Below are 15,949 nucleotides of genomic sequence, written 5' to 3' on the forward strand. Positions count from 1 at the left end.
AGTTGGTGCAATAAAACTATGCTGGCATTAAACAATGTAACGAAGGCGAGCGTAATTGCCTTGCTACTTAATTTGGCTGCCTGTGGCGGCACTTCCTCCACGGCGCCGACTGTGGTCGACGATACCCCGATAGAATCGCCAACGGACACGCCTGCCGAAATTGCTGCTGTTCGTGTCATTCTGCTGGGTGACAGCGGCAGTGGTAGCGAGGGCGCATACGCGGTTGGCGAGGCCGTGGCTAAAGTCTGTGCGGCCCGAGGCTGCGATTTGGTGTTGGGCCTTGGCGACAATATATATGAGTCCGGCGTGAGTTCTGTGCTAGACCCGCAGTTTGAAGAAAAATTTGAACTGCCGTTTGCGCCCATTGATTTGCCTTTTTACATGGTGCTCGGCAATCATGATAACAGCGGCTTCTTTGGTGGTGATGGGGCCAATAATGCAAAAGGTGATTTTGAGGTGGACTATCATTATCGCGATAGTCAGCACCCAGATGAACCTCGGCAAACATCGCGGTGGCATATGCCGTCTCGGTATTATCGCTTTACCCAAGGCGGAGAGTCGGCGGCGCCACTAGTCGAGTTTTTTGGTGTGGACTCAAATCAAATCGCTGGCGGATTTCCCGACAGCAATGAAAACTACTCGTACAATAATTATGGCTTGGTTCAAGCCCAGTGGCTTAATTCGGCCATGGCCAGCAGTAAGGCCAAATGGAAAATAGTCTTTGCTCATCATCCGTATATTTCTAACGGCTCCCACGGCAATGCGGGTAATTACGATGGTGCGCCGGCTTTTGTGGCACCGGTGTTGGCGGGTGAACGTTATAAAGCCTTTATTGAAGAAACGATTTGCGATAAAGCCGATTTCTTATTTGCTGGCCACGACCATGACTTACAGTGGTTAATGCCGGTCGCTTCCTGTGGCAAAACCGGTTTTATTCTCTCTGGTGCGGCGAGTAAAACCCGTAGCCTAGAACATCGCGATGACAACCCCGTGTTCTATGAAAAAGGCGATAGCTACGGTTTTGTTTGGGTCGAAATTAAAGGCGACACCATGGTGGGTGAAGTCTACCAAGTTGATCCTGCCGACCCCGCGCTGGGCTTGGGGTCTTTGAGTCAGCCTGAACCCGCTTTCCGTCGTGAACAGAGTCAGCAGGCGGCAATTGGCCTACCGGAATCCGATGGCTTTACCAGTCCACTCCAAGGCGATAGCAGCTTTGATGTGAATGGCGAGCCCGGCAATCTTGACCCAGTGCAGGCCCAGTTTAGCAGCGGCTTTGCCAGCCTCGCCGCAGTAATTCCTGAAGCGACTATCAGCACGATTGTGTCAGGGGTAGGAGAATCAGGTAACGCCCTACTGGAAGTTGTCGATTCCTTGCTTACGGGTTTACAGGGCGCGGCCACCGAGCAGAATCCAGATTTGGCGCTGGCCGGTGCGGCGCGGGCGAGTCAGGCTTTACTCTATGCCTTGCAAAGCTTGCAAGACAGTATTGTTCCTGCCGATGGCCAAGTTTTGCCGGCGCCGCTAGATCAACTCAGTGCAGCGCTAGACCAGTTTAGCGCGGAGGCGCCAAGTGCGGATGACGGTAATGCTGATGAAGGCGCCAGCGCTGATCTGCGCGGTCTCACCGATCCCCTGCGTAATTTAGCGGCGAATATACAAAATATTGTTGACGGCATTGACGAGGAAGGCGGTAGCGTTCCCGTGGCAGGTGCTGCGCTGAGCCTATTGTCAGAATTGCTCTTTGATGTGACACGTCTTATTGACGCGACTGGTAATGTCGACAGCGGGGAAATGGCGCAGGTCTTGGTGTCGACTACCGATGATTTACTCGCGAATATTTTGCTTAATGTTGTGCCAATAGAGGAATATGCACCGGTCGAGGTGAGCGATGCAATTGGCCTCGGTCCGAAGTTTTTGGGCACCGGCTTGCTTTTAGTTAGCCAAGAAGTGGCTTACCACCTGGATACTAAAGTATTACCGCCAATCCTAGAGGGCTTGGGTATGTTGCCACTGTCGGCCTTGGATGGTTTGTTTTCTGCATTCAGCTTAGGTTCTTAAACCACACGCTGTAGGGGTGTTAATAAGGCGTCAATGTTTAAGTGTTCTTCTAAGTAGTCCGCAAGTCGATCGATATTATTTTCGATCACCGCCGCGTAATCGAGCGCGGCGACTTCCTGCAGGCCGGCCCACTTGAGCAGGCTATTGCGGGTGTCGCTTTCGTCAAATAGCCCGTGTAAATAACTGCCAATGATCTGATCGTCGGCACTGCGAGCGCCATCGCGGTGACTGCCTAAATCGGCAAATGGGGCGTCCAATGCCGGTCCAGTACTGATGCCCGCGTGGATTTCATAGCCGCGTATTTTTGATTTATCTGCCCATAAATAGCCGCTGACCTGACGGAGGGTTTTGTTGCTGCCGAGGGTGGTTTCCATGGTCAGTAGACCAAGACCGCTGCTCGAACCGGCGTCACCTTCAATCCCTTCAGGGTCGTGTACGGCATTGCCTAACATTTGAAAACCACCGCAAATACCGAGGACTTTACCGCCGTAGCGCAGGTGCTTTTCGATATCTTTGTGCCAGTTATTACTACGTAAATAGTCCAGGTCTCTCCGGGTGCTTTTGCTACCGGGCAGAATAATTAAATCGCAGGGCGGAATGGCTTCGCCTTTGCCGACAAACACGAGATCTACTTGAGGGTGTAGGCGGAGTGCGTCGAAATCGGTGTGATTGCTAATGCGGGTGAATACCGGCACCGCTACTGTGATTGCTTGCTCGCTGAGAGTTTGGCGGCTGTCGATGGCGTCTTCGGCTTCTAAGTGCAAGTCGTGAATATAGGGCACCACGCCGATGACCGGTTTGCCAGTACGTTCTTCTAGCCAATCAAGGCCTGATTGCAGCAGGGCAATGTCGCCGCGAAAACGGTTGATGATAAAACCCGTCACTCGCGCCTGTTCGCTTGCAGATAATAAATCCAAGGTGCCGACCAAGTGGGCAAACACACCGCCGCGATCGATGTCGGCGACAATGACGACAGGGCAATCCACCGCTTCGGCAAAGCCCATATTGGCAATGTCATTGGCCCGTAAATTAATTTCGGCGGGACTGCCGGCGCCCTCTACTACGATCACATCGTACTGCTGGCAAAGACGCTGGTGTGACTCTAATACCGCTGCCATGGCGCGTTTTTTATAGGCGTGGTAATCCTGCGCTTCCATATTGCTCAGCGCCTTGCCATGAATAATTACTTGCGCGCCAGTGTCGCTATTGGGTTTGAGTAGCACCGGATTCATATCGGTGTGTGGCGCTAAGCCGCAAGCTTGGGCTTGTACCGCTTGAGCGCGACCGATCTCGCCGCCCTCCTGGGTTACCGCGCTGTTCAGGGCCATATTCTGGGGCTTAAAGGGCGCTACGCTGAGTCCACGGCGTTTAAATACCCGGCATAGGCCCGCAACCGTTACGCTTTTACCGGCGTCCGATGTAGTACCTTGAATCATTAATGTTAGGGGCATCGCTGTGTGTCACTTAGTTTAATTGGCGTGGTTCGTCTATTTAGGGCGACGGGAGAAGGTTAATCTCGTCAGGCGTTCGACGTCCGACCTGTACCTTAGTCTTGCCAGCCGTCTTGCATTATCAATTGTTCAAGGTCTTGCCGTTGCGCCCAATGCTCGGTTTCTAGCATGGGCCGCGGGTAAAAGTCCTCAACCGGGCCAAGGCAAAGTATCGCAATCGGCAGGCTGCCGCTTGGCATATTCAAAATACTTATTAAGTGCTCGGGATCAAATAGCGATACCCAGCCCATGCCCAAACCTTCGGCGCGGGCTGCTAACCATAGATTTTGAATGGCGCAGGAGGCTGAGGCCAAATCCATTTGTGGGAGTGTGCGGCGACCAAAAATATGTTTTTCACGCTGGTCCATTAAAGCAACAACAATTAGCTCAGCGCAGTCTTTCACGCCTTCTACTTTCAAACGCATAAATTCGTCTTCGCGCTCGTTCAAGGCCCGTGCTGTTTTTATGCGTTCTTCCTGCACTTTGTCGTAAATCGTTTTGCGCAGCGCGCTATCTTGAATCCGAATAAATCGCCAGGGTTGCATGAGGCCAACGCTGGGTGCGCGGTGGGCGGCGCCGAGTAATTTCATTAATGTTTCGTAGGGCACTTCGCCGCCGCAAAAATGCCGCATATCACGGCGTTCGGCAATGACCCGGTACACGGTGTCGATGTCGGCTTGGCTATAGGCGTGATCGCGGTGCTCACAACTCATAACACTGAGTTCCTGCTGCTCAGGGGAATGAAATAGCGTTGACCGTCACTGACGATACTGCGCAGTGCCTGATTGTAGAGTTTTTCTAGGGCGGGGGTGGCTAGCATGGTGTTGGCGTCGCCCCAGCAGGCATCGCCGTTGGGATAGAGTAACAAAATTTTATCGCACCACTGGGCGGCTAAATTCAAATCGTGCAGGCACAGCACAATGCCGCAGCCAGCTGCAGCTTGTTCCGCTAATAGCTCCATAATTTGAACCTGATGTTTCAGGTCCAAATGGTTGCTGGGCTCGTCGGCCAGCCACAGTTTTGGGGTTTGACTCAGGGCCGTGGCAATGGCTAAACGCTGACGTTCGCCGCCGGATAAAGTGCTAATGAGGCGATGCTCTAGATCGCCCAATTCCATTTTTTGCAGGGCGGCGCGGGCGATGGCTAAATCGTCGGAGCTCTCGATATCCCAAGGTGAAATAAAGGGGTGGCGGCCAATCATGGCGGTTTCTAATACGGTGGAGGGAAAGCCCTCGCCATTGTTTTGAAAAACCACCGCTAGTTGCTGTGCAACCCGTTTGCGGCGAAGTGTTTTAATGTTTTCGCCGGATAATTCCACGTCGCCGCTGCGGGGTTTGCGTAAGCCTGCGAGGGTGTGGAGTAGGGTGGTTTTACCTGCGCCGTTGGGGCCGAGTATGCCCCAGGTTTCACCGGGCTTAATGTCGAAGGACAAGGGCGTGCCGCTGCTGCGCTCCGGGATATCAATAATGAGATTGTTGGCCGCGAGCATCTTAGCGGCTCCGGTGTAGCAGGTATAAAAAGGTGGGCACGCCAATCAGTGCAGTGATCACGCCCGCTGGCAGCTGCTCGGGGGCAATTAACGTACGGGCCAAGGTGTCGGCCAGGGTCAGCAATGCGCCGCCGGCTAAGGCGGCGGCGGGCAGGATTAGGCGCTGATCATTACCGAGTACCAAGCGCAACATATGTGGCACGATCAAACCAACAAAGCCAATGCTTCCCGCAGTCACTACTGCAAAGGCAGTGAGCAGACTGGCAGCAATATAAACGGTCCACTCCAAAGCGCGTACCGAAACGCCAAGTGCCGCCGCTTGCATTTGGCCGCGAGCCAGCACATTGAGGCTGCGTCCGAGGGGCAGCATAATTATGGATATTAAGCCGAGCACGATCAGTGCCGGCCAAGGCGAGCGGGCGTAAGCCAGGTCGCCCATTAGCCAATACAGCATACCTGGCAATTGTTCACTGGGGCTGACTGCAAGCATAAAGGTAATTGCCGCGCCCCAGCCCGAGGCAATAACCACACCGGTTAGTAGCAAGCGCGTAGGTGTCCAGCTGCCAGTGCCGTGCGCCAAGCCAAATACGGTAACGGCAGACACCATGGCGCCGATAAATGCCGATCCGGATACTGCTGCAGCACTGAGGCCGAGCAGCATGGAGGTGAGGGCACCAACGGCGGCGCCGCCTGACAAGCCTAAAATATAAGGATCTGCCAAGGGGTTGCGTAACAACACTTGCATCAGGGCGCCGGCGACCGCAAGCAAACCGCCCGCACCAAATGCCGACAAAGCCCGAGGCAGGCGAAGCTCAAATACTAATGTGCGATGTAATGGCTCACCTCCGCCGCTGAGTACTTGCCACAATTCGGCGTTTGAAATACTGACACTGCCAGTGGTAATAGCGAGGGCGAGGGTCGCAAGCGTAAGGAGCGCCAATATACCCAGCGGTAGCAATACGTGAGGTATGCTGTTGTTGTGGCGTTTAGCGGCGAGCACGGGCGGTCTCTAGATGCTTACACAGTAGCGTAGTCCCTTCGAGCAAACGCGGGGTTGGGCGCTGAATGGTTGAGGGTGGAATAAAAAATAAATTATTTTTGCGTACCGCAGTGAGACCACTAAAACGTTGCCACTCGTCCAACCAGTCACGATTTTCTTCGCCCATGCCGCCGGCAATAATGGCCTCTGGATCGGCAGCCAAAACTGCTTCATTGTCGATGCGGGCGCTGAGGTTGGGTAGGTCGCCAAACACATTCACACCGCCGCAAATCCGTGTGGCCTCGCTAATAATATGGTGATTGTTCACGGTCATTAAGGGCTTGTTCCAAATTTGCTGGAATACGGTGACCGGTGCGGAGTGACTGTAGCGATTTTCGAGCTCGGTGATGCCAGCGCGAAATTTGTCGGCGGCAAGTTTGGCCTGCGCGGCACTGCCAGCGAGCTTGCCCAGTCTCTCTAAGCTACTGCTTACGTCCTCAAAATCATTGAGTTGAGTATAGTAAATAGTCAGGCCAAGCGACTTTAATTTAGCGAGTTGCTCGGCGGGATTGCCCTCGATCCAGGCGACGAGTAAATCCGGCTTCTGTGCCAGAATTGCTTCTTGGTCAAAGCGATTATAGCTGCCGACTCGGGGCAGGGCTTTTGCGGCTTCGGGGTAGTCGCAGTAACTTACCGCGGCAACCACGCTGTCTCCGCCGCCCGCTGCATAGACTAATTCGGTTGCGCCCGGCGACAGGGCAATAATACGTTGGGCCGGTTTGTTCAGGCAAACTTCAGCGCCGCTATCGTCTTGCACGCAGATTTCGGCCAGCGCTGAACCAGCGCAAAATAATGCGGTGAGTGTGAGGGCAATAGCTGTCTTCAAGGCTACCACTCCACACCCTTGCGTGCTTTTACGCCGTTGTGGAAAGCGTGTTTGGTGTCATCGATCATTGACACAGTGTCGGCCATTTCCTTGAGCGGAACCGGGGCACCGCGACCGGTGACAATCACACTTTGTTCACGTGGTCGATTGCGTAGGGCTGCGTAAACTTCTTCGGCGTCGAGGTAGCCGTATTTTAAAACGTAGGTAATTTCGTCGAGCAATACCAGATGAATGGATTCATCCTGCAGCAGCACTTTGGTTTGCTGCCAAGCTTGCTGAGCTGCTTCGCGGTCTTGTTCTTTGTTTTGCGTTTCCCAGGTAAAACCGGAACCCATGACAATAAAGGGTACTTCTGGGCAGCGCTGCTGAATAAAATTGCGTTCGCCGCAATCCCAAGTGCCTTTAATGAATTGCACCACGGCGGCTTTGTAGCCATGACCGAGGGCGCGAATAACAGTGCCGAAGCCTGAGCTGGATTTGCCCTTGCCGGGACCGCTTAATACGATCAATACGCCGCGCTCTTCAGTGGCCTTGGCGACTTTTTCGTCGATCATGGCCTTTTTGATTTGCATGCGTTTCTGGTGTTTTTCTTCGTCGCTCAATGTTGTCATAAGGTGACCTGTTTAATGCGCGCGGCCACATAGTGGCACGTGGCCGCGTTAAAATAAAAGGCAATGATACCTTTTATTTGCCAGTGTAGGTGATGCTCAGCATGGCTTCGCGACCAATAGCTTGATAGTCGCCAAGGCTGCCCCGGGCAGAGACGTATTCGCGGTCAAAGATGTTTTTCAGCGCTAAATTGAGTTTCAGCTGCTCGTTAAATCGGTATGAGATCGCGGTGTCTAGCAATGCGTAGCTGCCGAGTTCGTCGGTATTATTGGTATCTTCGTAACGTTTGCCAACAAAGCGCAGGCCGGCACTGGCACCCCAGTGTTGCCACTGACGATCCGTGTCGATATTAAATTGCTTGCTGGCTCGGCGCCGCAAATCTTTATCTGTGCTGGTGTCAGTGGCATCCAAAAAGGTGGCGTTGGCTTCGATATTCCATTGATACAGGCTAGTTGCCATGCTCAGTTCTAGACCTTTTAGTTTCGCACCTTTAATTTGGTCCGGACCAAAGGTTGCCGGATTATATTGAATTAATTCATCAACATCGTTCTGGAAATAACTAGCGCCCCAGGTCCCCCACGCTTGGTCGATTCGTAATTCCAGTTCGTGGTTTTCTGATGTTTCAGGCTTTAGCGTTGCAACGCCGTAGAAGGGGTAATACAAGTCGTTAAAGGTCGGTGCATTAAAACCTTCGCCGTAGGAGGCGATGAGTTTAACTGGCTTAGCAATTTGAACGCCCACCGAGGCATTGCCGGTGTCGTAGGTGCCAAATTGCTCGTTGTCGTCGTTACGAGCGCCAATTGTTAAATCAACAATGCCGAAGTCGGCTTGCCACTGCGCGAATACTGCCTTATTCGCGCGGCTGTCTTCGCCGTAATTGAGGCTGCTATCGACTTCGTCCAGTAGGCGCTCAAAGCCCACGGTTAGCACGTGGTCTTTACCCAATAGTAGGTCATTTTGTACGCTGTAAATTCTGCGGGTGGTGTCGAAACTGTCGCCGCTAACGCCGACTGCACCGGGTTCTAGGTAACTGTGTTTGGTCTGTGACTGATCTTTGGATTCGCCAGCTGACAAGGTCAGTAGCCAGTTTTGCAGAACTTGGAATTCGCCACGGATATTGGCGACGTTGACCTCGCTCAAGGTATAGGGCGAACAGCTGTAAACGGCAAAGGGAGTGCCGTAGCATTTGGTATCGTAGTCGCTTTCGCTGCGGCTGTTTTGGTACAGGGCAAACACGCTAGCGCGCTCGTTGATCTTGTGGCTGGCTGTCAGGTTGTACGCGGTTTGTTCAAAGCTGTCTTTGTCGCCGTGAACGCCAGACTTGTCTTCAGTGTTGTCGACGCCGTCCGTATTTTCTTGCAGGGCGCTTAAGTTAAATTGCGTTTGGTGATTGCCGCCACTAATCGCGGCGAGCACTTTGCTGCTGCCTTGGCTGCCAATACCTAGTTGCAATAATGGCTTAACGCCGTTGGTGCTGTGGTATTTGCGGGTGATGATATTCACGACCCCACCGATGGCCTCTGAGCCGTACAGGCTGGAGCGGGAGCCCCGTACAATTTCTACCCGCTCAATAAGTTCGGGGGGTAGATTGGTCAGTGATGGGCTGCCGAGGGTGGCGGAGCCAATGCGCACGCCATCAATTAAAACCAGGGTGTGGTTGCTTTGGTTGCCCCGCAAAAATAGGCTGGTCGCGGCGCCACGACCGCCATTACGGACAAAACTTACGCCAACGGCGCGGGCCAGTAGCTCCTGTAAGTCGACGGGTTGAATACGCTCAATATCCGCACGCTCAAATACCGTAACTGGAGCCAAGCTGTCTGCTATAGATTGCTCGGTGCGCGTCGCCGTAACAATGGTGGTTTCCATTGCGTTGTGGCTTTGGGCAACCGTAGTTGTGGCAGTAAAGGCAAATACACTGCTAAGTGCGCTTAAAGTGATTTTGTTCATGGTAAACCTCAATGCTAAAAATGGAAGCAATGAGGGAGGGGTAGGGGTTATATACGAATATACGACCGCTGATGGAGCCCTCCGCTTCATCGGGTGAATCCGTATCAGGCCGGTTCCGGGCTTGTCTTGCTGTTAAAGGCAGTGACTTACCGTTGCGGGGGCAGCGTCGGACTTGGTGGTGTTCTGTATGAACACGCCTCACCGGACTTCCCGTTTAACTCAGCGCCGCGACTAACGCGGGTATGAGCACCTATTACGTGGCGCGCACTGTACGGCCGCGGCTATATTTTGTCAAACAAAGTGGCTTTACTCGCGGGCGTACTAACGGCGATTTAGTGCGGTAATTCTTTGAATTTCGTCGTAGAGGAATTGATTGGTGGGCAGTGTTAAACCCTGTTTCGCCGCTAGCCTGCAAAGGTAACCTGTGATCGCGTCGATTTCAGTTTCTCGCCCAGATTCAATATCTTGGAGCATTGATGAGCGATTATTGGCGGTGTTCCGGGCGACGTCGAGGACTTGCTGCTGTAAGCCTTCGACGTACTGATCTAAATGTAGCTGTTTGCTGAGTTGCAAGATCTCATCGACAACTTGGCTGATGTGGGTGAGGGCGGCGGGGTTACTTAATAATTCTCCGTTGCGACAGCGATGAAGAACGGTAAGCGGGTTAATTGCGCAATTAATGGCAAGCTTGCGCCAGAGCACCGCCGCCATATTTTCGCTTGCCGCGACCTGCAGCGGCGCAAAACTGAGCGATTCGGCGATGGCCGTAGATTGAGCAAGCGAAGTGTTTGTTCTGGGCTCAATGCTCGCGGCACCAATTAGGGTTTGCCCGCGGCCAGCGTGAACGACAGCAAAGCGACTGGAGCGGTAAGCGCCCTCCGTTGTCGACGCTTGCAATACTAGTGCTTGCGGGAAATGCGCTTGGACTTGCTCAGTAATTCCTAGGCCATTTTGCAGTAAAACTAAGTGTGCCTTGGGGTGTATATGCGCTTTTATTGACTGCAGTGCCGCGATGGTTTGCTGGGCTTTGGTGGTAATGAGTAGCTGTTGAATTGGGTGCGCGAGGGTTTCTGGACAGCAGGCGCTAATATTGAGTAATTGGGTTTGTTGCTCAGATGAAAACGAAATGCCGCCGTGGGCCTGGTAAGCCGCTAAACTCGCCTGATCGCGCAGAATCAACTCCACCGCCTGGCCGTTATTTTGCGCGTAGCACGCCCATAGGCTGCCGATGGCACCGGCGCCGAGAATAGACCAAGCTGGGTTATTCGCTTTGTTTGTCATTGTTTTTTGTACATTTGCCTAGCGCTATACGTTCAGTCCACAGTCTCAGGATGCTAAACTGCGCGGCGCAACATAACAAAGGAAATTAGGCTATGCCAGCGTTTGATATTGTCTCAGAAGTGGATCTGCACATCTTTACCAATGCCGTTGATCAGGCTGGGCGAGTTATTGAGACTCGTTTTGATTTTAAGGGTGTAGATGCACGGTTTGAGCGCGACGGGCTCACCGTAACGATGTTTGCCGAGGCGGAGTTTCAGTTACAGCAAATGGAAGACCTGCTGCGATCAGCTCTAATTAAAGTAAAAATTGATCCCCTAGCAATGGAAATAGGTGACCTTAAAGGCGCCGGTAAGCAGGTAAAAAAACTGGTGACTATGCAAAGTGGCCTGACTTCGGATGTTGCTCGTAAAATCATTAAATTGATTAAAGATCGCAAGCTAAAAGTGCAAAGCCAAATGCAAGACGAGCAAGTGCGAGTAACCGGAAAAAAGCGCGACGACCTCCAAGACGTTATGGCAATACTGCGTGCCGAGGAATTGGATCAGCCCCTGCAATTCACCAATTTTAGAGATTGATGCCGGGTTTTGTGTCAGCCTAAGGGTCGAATTTCGGCCCTTGCATTCTCTGTCCCGCAGGCCAGAATGGACGCACTTTATACTCGGAACCGATTATGACGGAACAGTCCCCACCACCTATGCCAAGCTCTGCACCGCTGACTTGGCAACAGGCGATATTTAATCGGCATATGTTCATTTGTGTGCTCACCGGTTTTGCCTCCGGTCTGCCTCTGTATTTTTTAATTCAGCTGGTGCCAGCGTGGCTGCGCAGCGAAGGCGTGGGCCTGACCGAAATCGGTCTGTTTGCGCTTATCGGCTTCCCTTATAACTGGAAGTTTGTTTGGGCGCCGTTGATGGATCGCTATGTGCCGCCATTTTTGGGGCGCCGCCGGGGCTGGATGTTCATTAGCCAGCTGGGGTTGATTGCCTCGATGGCGGTATTGGGGTTTATTGACCCTACATTTTCGGTGGCGTTGGTTGCCTACGGCGCTGCCGCAGTGGCGTTTTGTAGCGCTAGCCAAGACGTTGTTCTGGACGCCTATCGGCGTGAGCTGTTACGTGACGATGAGCTGGGCTTGGGTAATGCCATCCACGTGCAGGCCTATCGCTTGGCGGGTTTGGTGCCCGGATCCATTGGTGTGATTCTGGGCGATTACTTGCCGTGGAGCACCGTGTTTATGGTGATGGCGGCGTTCATGCTTATTGGCGTAGCGATGACTTTATGGATTGATGAGGCATCGGATGCCAGCATCGCGCCACTGAGTTTGCGCGCGGCGGTGGTCGAGCCGTTCAAAGAGTTTGTGAACCGCAAGGGCTGGGCTAGTGCACTATACCTGCTGTTGTTTTTGTTTCTCTATAAACTCGGCGATAATATGGCCACCGCGCTGTCGTCACCGTTCTATCTTGATCTCGGCTTCACCCTCACGGAAATTGGTACTATCGCTAAATCTGCCTCGCTCACGGCGGCCATTATCGGCGGCTTAGCGGGTGGTATTATTATGATTCGCCTTGGCATTAACCGCGCGCTATGGGTCTTTGGTGTAGTGCAAGTATTGAGTATTCTGGGCTTTGCCGCACTGGCTGAAATCGGTCATGACCGGCTCGCGTTAGCGGTCGTTATCGTTTTTGAATACCTTGGGGTTGGTCTTGGCACTGCGGCATTCACCGCGTTTATCGCGCGGGCGACGACACCGGCTTACGCCGCCACTCAGTTCGCACTTTTTACTGCCTTAGCGGCGGTGCCCCGCACCTTTGCCAATGCCACTACCGGTATTATTGTCGAGTCAGTGGGTTGGACGAGTTTTTACCTGTTGTGCACGGTGGTGGCGGTGCCGGGGATGTTGATGTTGTTTAAGGTAGCCCCGTGGACGGAAAAAACGTCGGGTATCTGAAGTCAAATGCCTGACGAAAGGTCGAAGAAAATGTCGGGTGTCGAGTGACTGACGTAACGGCAGCCAAGCACTCAAGTGTACGGCCTCTTCAGGCGTCCGACTTCTGGCATTCTTAATCAGGCCATCGTCGCTGGCGCCAATACACCTTCCCTGACGCATCCGCACTACCTTCCTGAATGAGTGCCTCTAGTTGCCGTTGATAGCCGTCACTACCCATTGGGAAGCTGATTTTGCCTTGAGCGTTGATGACTCGGAACCAGGGGAGTTTTGTATTGCTTGGGGTTTGGCTGAGTAGTTTGCCGACCCGCCGGGCTTGGCCCGGCAGACCGGCGAGTTTGGCAATGTCGCCGTAGCTGCAGAGCCGTCCTTCAGGGATGGCCTGAATGACGGCGTAGAACTGTTGGGCGGCTTCGTTCATTCCGCTTCTAGGTTGCGAGTGCGTTCCCAGTAATCTTCGTAGAAGAAATCAACTTCGCCGGTTTCTAGTGAATACTCGGCGCCCACGACCATTAATTTACCTTCGCTAATCAGTTTTTCCAGAGTAGGTGAGCCGCTGCTTAGGTGCTCTACTGAGGTGCGCACATTGGCGCGAACTGATTGCTCAATTAAGGCTTTGTGGTCGTGGCGCAGCTCGGTAGACATTAAAGTTTCTACTGCCGGGCGAATGCGTTTAACAATGGAATGCAGATTTTGGGACGGAATTTTGCTATTGCCAGTGAGTACGTCAACCGTGGCGGAGATGGCGCCGCAGTTGGAGTGACCCAGCACCACAACCAGTGGTGTGCCAAAGCTTAGCGCGGCAAACTCGACACTGCCGATACCTGAGGGCGCAACAACGTTGCCGGCAACGCGGATAACAAACAGGTCGCCGAGGCCCTGATCAAAAACGAGTTCTGCAGGAACTCGCGCGTCGGAACAGCCCAATACAATGGCGAAGGGTGCTTGAATTTCAACTAATTCAGGCCGTTTATTGTGGATGATGCTGGCGGTGTCACTGTTAATCTTATTAACAAAGCGGGCGTTGCCAGTTTTTAGTCGTTCGAGGGCTTCTTGAGCGGTAATCATTGTCGTGCTTCCAATAGTCAGTGAGTTTCACAGCCAGTCGCTTATCAGTACACCGATACCGATACTTTCGATGGCGTTATTGTATTCAATCAGGCTCTCTCCGTAGCCATTAAAATACTTTACATAGGCTTTAACGCGCGAATTGATTGGAAAGCTCCAACCGAGTTCCAAGGCGCCTTTGTTCTCACTACGTAAGTTATTTCGTAGCATGAGGCTCAAGGTGCGGTTATGCCAATTATAAATTCCCATCCATTCAAAATGACCAAGGTATTTTTCAATATCTGGGTTGTTGTCATCCTCTCGGTCTTCTTTTAATCGATACCACGGCTTAAAAGCCATCGCAAAACGATCGCGTTCAAACATAAAGTTGAGCATCAATCGATTCCAGCTGCGCGACAGTGGATCGCTGCGGCCATTGGACTGGTGGTTGAATATCAGTTGATTTCCAGCGTTGCGAAAGCCCAGCCACTCCCAATCATTGCTAAAGGTGAGCATCAGCTCTGGTTCGTGATTGGTTTCCCGAAACGGTGATGATGCCACGCTATTGTATGCTTGCCAGAACGAACGGTTGGTATAGCCTACACTGAGATAACCATTATTCTCGAAAATCGAGTCCCACACCATGACCTTTATGCTGAGCTGAAACTCGAGTTCGATATTATCTTGTGCGATATCGCTGCCTGGGACGAGGCTACTATAGTCAAATATATCGTCGCGATAGGAGACGGGGAGTAGGTAGTTGCTTTTATGCGGCGTCAGTACAAAGGGGTTGTCGGCGGTAAAGCGTTCTAAGGCGATCCGTTGCTGGAGGACACCACTATTATTGTGGGTCGGCTCGGTGATCATCGCGGGTGGCTGGTCTTCGGTGCTCCACAAGGGCGATTTGCACAATTCGCGGAGTTCGGCAACGGTGGTAGACTCAGCAGCAGATTGTGCCGCAAGCGTTAGGCAGTCTGGATTTGCGGCATAGAGTGGTAGGGTAAACGCGCCACATAAGCTGAGTGCAATGAGTTTGTAATATTGGTGATACTTCATCTAAGGCCTATTTTAACGCGAGGCAAAGCTTGGATTGTAAACCAATGCGACTCCATTTTACTGCTGATTTTGCCTTCGGCTTACCCACCCTTGAATTCGCAGGGTTTTTGCCCCATTTATGAATAAACCAGTATCTACAAAGTGAGTTTTTGATGCGCGTTCTGTTTATTTTGTTTGTGGTTTTACCGATTTTAGAAATGTGGTTGCTTATCGAGGTCGGTAGCTTGGTCGGTAGCCTGCCGACAATTGCGATGGTGGTGTTTACCGCGGTGGTGGGCGCAGCCCTCCTTAAACAGCAAGGTGTGGATACTCTGACGCGCGCCCAGCAACGCCTAAACAGTGGGCAAGTCCCCGCCACGGAAATTCTAGAGGGTTTGCTGTTGGCGGTAGGTGGCGCCCTGTTGCTTACTCCCGGCTTTATTACTGACACTTTGGGTTTTGTCTGCTTGGTTGGACCGCTACGGCAATGGCTTGTTGGCTTATTGCTTAAGCGCGGAATTATGCAGGCCAACAGTTTTCAAACCACCGGTTTTCAGTCCACTAGTGCTGAACATGGCGGTGCTGATCGGGCTGAATCGTCGGTGAATCCGAGCCCTCGGCGCGAGACCGTGATAATTGAAGGCGATTTTAAAAAAGAAGAATAAATTTGAGTTCGCCCACTTGAAATGCATTTCCACAACCCCATTTACAGAACAGCCCACGGTGACTTGGCTGAGATAAGCTTGGTTTTTCCCAGTTGGGATACGTGCTGTTTCCCAATCCGTAATGAAAGGGGGGTTCAGGTCAAAAGGCAAGAGTGCTTTTGGGCTGATACCGGTTTTACCGGTCAACAAATTCTAAATAATTGATTTGATGGAGATTGATAAAAATGAAAATTCGTCCGTTATACGATCGCGTAGTAGTTCGTCGTAAGGAAGAAGAGAAGACCAGTGCGGGCGGTATTGTTCTGCCAGGTTCTGCTAAAGAGAAGCCAAACCAAGGTGAAGTAATCGCTGTTGGCGAAGGCAAATTGCTAGAAAGCGGCGAATTGCGCCCGGTTGGCGTAAAAGCGGGTGATCTGGTTATTTTTGGTCAGTATTCCGGAAGCACCGTAAAACTCGACGGCGAAGAGCTGATCGTTTTGAGTGAATCAGAAATCTTTGGTGTGGTAGAAGCTTAATTC

Annotated in this window: 16 protein-coding genes and 1 riboswitch; of the genes, 5 read left to right on the forward strand and 11 right to left on the reverse strand. The window is 52.3% G+C overall.

Features of this window, described 5'->3' with window-relative positions:
• Positions 1–18: 18 nt before the first annotated feature.
• Entirely contained in the window at positions 19–2,058 is a 2,040-nt protein-coding gene (locus tag ABD836_RS15945) for a metallophosphoesterase (RefSeq protein WP_344937886.1), read from the forward strand.
• Here ABD836_RS15945 and ABD836_RS15950 read toward each other — a convergent pair.
• The 8 genes from ABD836_RS15950 to ABD836_RS15985 all read right to left on the reverse strand — a co-directional run bounded on the left by ABD836_RS15950 (position 2,055) and on the right by ABD836_RS15985 (position 10,739).
• Complete coding sequence (locus tag ABD836_RS15950) at positions 2,055–3,509, reverse strand: cobyric acid synthase (RefSeq protein ID WP_344937888.1); 1,455 nt, start codon at positions 3,507–3,509, stop codon at positions 2,055–2,057. The two genes, ABD836_RS15945 and ABD836_RS15950, sit on opposite strands and share 4 nt — an antisense overlap.
• 95 nt (positions 3,510–3,604) lie before the next feature.
• A complete protein-coding gene (bluB, locus tag ABD836_RS15955; RefSeq protein WP_344937890.1) occupies positions 3,605–4,261 on the reverse strand; it encodes a 5,6-dimethylbenzimidazole synthase in 657 nt (218 codons plus the stop codon).
• Entirely contained in the window at positions 4,258–5,037 is a 780-nt protein-coding gene (locus ABD836_RS15960; RefSeq protein ID WP_344937892.1) for an ABC transporter ATP-binding protein, read from the reverse strand. The genes bluB and ABD836_RS15960 overlap by 4 nt, the downstream gene beginning before the upstream one ends.
• A gap of 1 nt (position 5,038) precedes the next feature.
• A complete protein-coding gene (locus ABD836_RS15965) occupies positions 5,039–6,037 on the reverse strand; it encodes a FecCD family ABC transporter permease (protein WP_344937894.1) in 999 nt (332 codons plus the stop codon).
• Complete coding sequence (locus ABD836_RS15970; protein ID WP_344937896.1) at positions 6,024–6,911, reverse strand: cobalamin-binding protein; 888 nt, start codon at positions 6,909–6,911, stop codon at positions 6,024–6,026. The genes ABD836_RS15965 and ABD836_RS15970 overlap by 14 nt, the downstream gene beginning before the upstream one ends.
• On the reverse strand, positions 6,905–7,513 hold the full coding sequence (gene cobO / locus ABD836_RS15975; protein ID WP_344937898.1) for a cob(I)yrinic acid a,c-diamide adenosyltransferase: 609 nt from the start codon (positions 7,511–7,513) through the stop codon (positions 6,905–6,907). Before cobO ends, ABD836_RS15970 begins: the two co-directional genes overlap by 7 nt.
• A gap of 73 nt (positions 7,514–7,586) precedes the next feature.
• Complete coding sequence (locus tag ABD836_RS15980; RefSeq protein WP_344937899.1) at positions 7,587–9,458, reverse strand: TonB-dependent receptor domain-containing protein; 1,872 nt, start codon at positions 9,456–9,458, stop codon at positions 7,587–7,589.
• 90 nt (positions 9,459–9,548) lie between these two features.
• Positions 9,549–9,727: riboswitch (cobalamin riboswitch) on the reverse strand.
• A gap of 52 nt (positions 9,728–9,779) precedes the next feature.
• On the reverse strand, positions 9,780–10,739 hold the full coding sequence (locus ABD836_RS15985; RefSeq protein ID WP_344937901.1) for a ketopantoate reductase family protein: 960 nt from the start codon (positions 10,737–10,739) through the stop codon (positions 9,780–9,782).
• Positions 10,740–10,831: 92 nt separating this feature from the next.
• On the opposite strand from ABD836_RS15985, the gene ABD836_RS15990 reads away from it, so the two are divergent.
• Complete coding sequence (locus ABD836_RS15990) at positions 10,832–11,314, forward strand: YajQ family cyclic di-GMP-binding protein (protein ID WP_344937903.1); 483 nt, start codon at positions 10,832–10,834, stop codon at positions 11,312–11,314.
• A gap of 95 nt (positions 11,315–11,409) precedes the next feature.
• The gene (locus ABD836_RS15995; protein WP_344937905.1) at positions 11,410–12,687 is read left to right on the forward strand and encodes an AmpG family muropeptide MFS transporter; all 1,278 of its coding nucleotides are present in this window, start codon (positions 11,410–11,412) and stop codon (positions 12,685–12,687) included.
• Positions 12,688–12,799: 112 nt separating this feature from the next.
• Here ABD836_RS15995 and ABD836_RS16000 read toward each other — a convergent pair whose 3' ends face one another.
• From ABD836_RS16000 to ABD836_RS16010, 3 genes are read right to left on the reverse strand one after another with little or no spacing between them, the layout of a single operon-like run.
• On the reverse strand, positions 12,800–13,105 hold the full coding sequence (locus tag ABD836_RS16000) for an MGMT family protein (RefSeq protein WP_344937906.1): 306 nt from the start codon (positions 13,103–13,105) through the stop codon (positions 12,800–12,802).
• On the reverse strand, positions 13,102–13,752 hold the full coding sequence (locus ABD836_RS16005) for a carbonic anhydrase (RefSeq protein WP_344937908.1): 651 nt from the start codon (positions 13,750–13,752) through the stop codon (positions 13,102–13,104). The genes ABD836_RS16000 and ABD836_RS16005 overlap by 4 nt, the downstream gene beginning before the upstream one ends.
• Positions 13,753–13,779: 27 nt before the next feature.
• On the reverse strand, positions 13,780–14,787 hold the full coding sequence (locus tag ABD836_RS16010; protein ID WP_344937910.1) for a phospholipase A: 1,008 nt from the start codon (positions 14,785–14,787) through the stop codon (positions 13,780–13,782).
• A gap of 152 nt (positions 14,788–14,939) precedes the next feature.
• On the opposite strand from ABD836_RS16010, the gene ABD836_RS16015 reads away from it, so the two are divergent.
• Both ABD836_RS16015 and ABD836_RS16020 read left to right on the forward strand, forming a co-directional pair.
• On the forward strand, positions 14,940–15,431 hold the full coding sequence (locus ABD836_RS16015) for an FxsA family protein (RefSeq protein WP_344937912.1): 492 nt from the start codon (positions 14,940–14,942) through the stop codon (positions 15,429–15,431).
• A gap of 224 nt (positions 15,432–15,655) precedes the next feature.
• The gene (locus tag ABD836_RS16020; RefSeq protein WP_301026897.1) at positions 15,656–15,946 is read left to right on the forward strand and encodes a co-chaperone GroES; all 291 of its coding nucleotides are present in this window, start codon (positions 15,656–15,658) and stop codon (positions 15,944–15,946) included.
• Positions 15,947–15,949: the final 3 nt, after the last annotated feature.

It is taken from the genome of Zhongshania borealis (assembly GCF_039539625.1).
In the GTDB taxonomy this organism is placed as follows: domain Bacteria; phylum Pseudomonadota; class Gammaproteobacteria; order Pseudomonadales; family Spongiibacteraceae; genus Spongiibacter; species Spongiibacter borealis.

Excerpts from the sequence above, each read along its gene's own strand:
- ABD836_RS15945 (WP_344937886.1), top strand. The coding sequence starts at position 19 with ATGCTGGCATTAAACAATGTAACGAAGGCGAGCGTAATTGCCTTGCTA.
- ABD836_RS15950 (WP_344937888.1), bottom strand. The coding sequence starts at position 3,509 with ATGCCCCTAACATTAATGATTCAAGGTACTACATCGGACGCCGGTAAA.
- bluB (WP_344937890.1), bottom strand. The coding sequence starts at position 4,261 with ATGAGTTGTGAGCACCGCGATCACGCCTATAGCCAAGCCGACATCGAC.
- ABD836_RS15960 (WP_344937892.1), bottom strand. The coding sequence starts at position 5,037 with ATGCTCGCGGCCAACAATCTCATTATTGATATCCCGGAGCGCAGCAGC.
- cobO (WP_344937898.1), bottom strand. The coding sequence starts at position 7,513 with ATGACAACATTGAGCGACGAAGAAAAACACCAGAAACGCATGCAAATC.
- ABD836_RS15980 (WP_344937899.1), bottom strand. The coding sequence starts at position 9,458 with ATGAACAAAATCACTTTAAGCGCACTTAGCAGTGTATTTGCCTTTACT.
- ABD836_RS15985 (WP_344937901.1), bottom strand. The coding sequence starts at position 10,739 with ATGACAAACAAAGCGAATAACCCAGCTTGGTCTATTCTCGGCGCCGGT.
- ABD836_RS15990 (WP_344937903.1), top strand. The coding sequence starts at position 10,832 with ATGCCAGCGTTTGATATTGTCTCAGAAGTGGATCTGCACATCTTTACC.
- ABD836_RS15995 (WP_344937905.1), top strand. The coding sequence starts at position 11,410 with ATGACGGAACAGTCCCCACCACCTATGCCAAGCTCTGCACCGCTGACT.
- ABD836_RS16000 (WP_344937906.1), bottom strand. The coding sequence starts at position 13,105 with ATGAACGAAGCCGCCCAACAGTTCTACGCCGTCATTCAGGCCATCCCT.
- ABD836_RS16005 (WP_344937908.1), bottom strand. The coding sequence starts at position 13,752 with ATGATTACCGCTCAAGAAGCCCTCGAACGACTAAAAACTGGCAACGCC.
- ABD836_RS16010 (WP_344937910.1), bottom strand. The coding sequence starts at position 14,787 with ATGAAGTATCACCAATATTACAAACTCATTGCACTCAGCTTATGTGGC.
- ABD836_RS16015 (WP_344937912.1), top strand. The coding sequence starts at position 14,940 with ATGCGCGTTCTGTTTATTTTGTTTGTGGTTTTACCGATTTTAGAAATG.
- ABD836_RS16020 (WP_301026897.1), top strand. The coding sequence starts at position 15,656 with ATGAAAATTCGTCCGTTATACGATCGCGTAGTAGTTCGTCGTAAGGAA.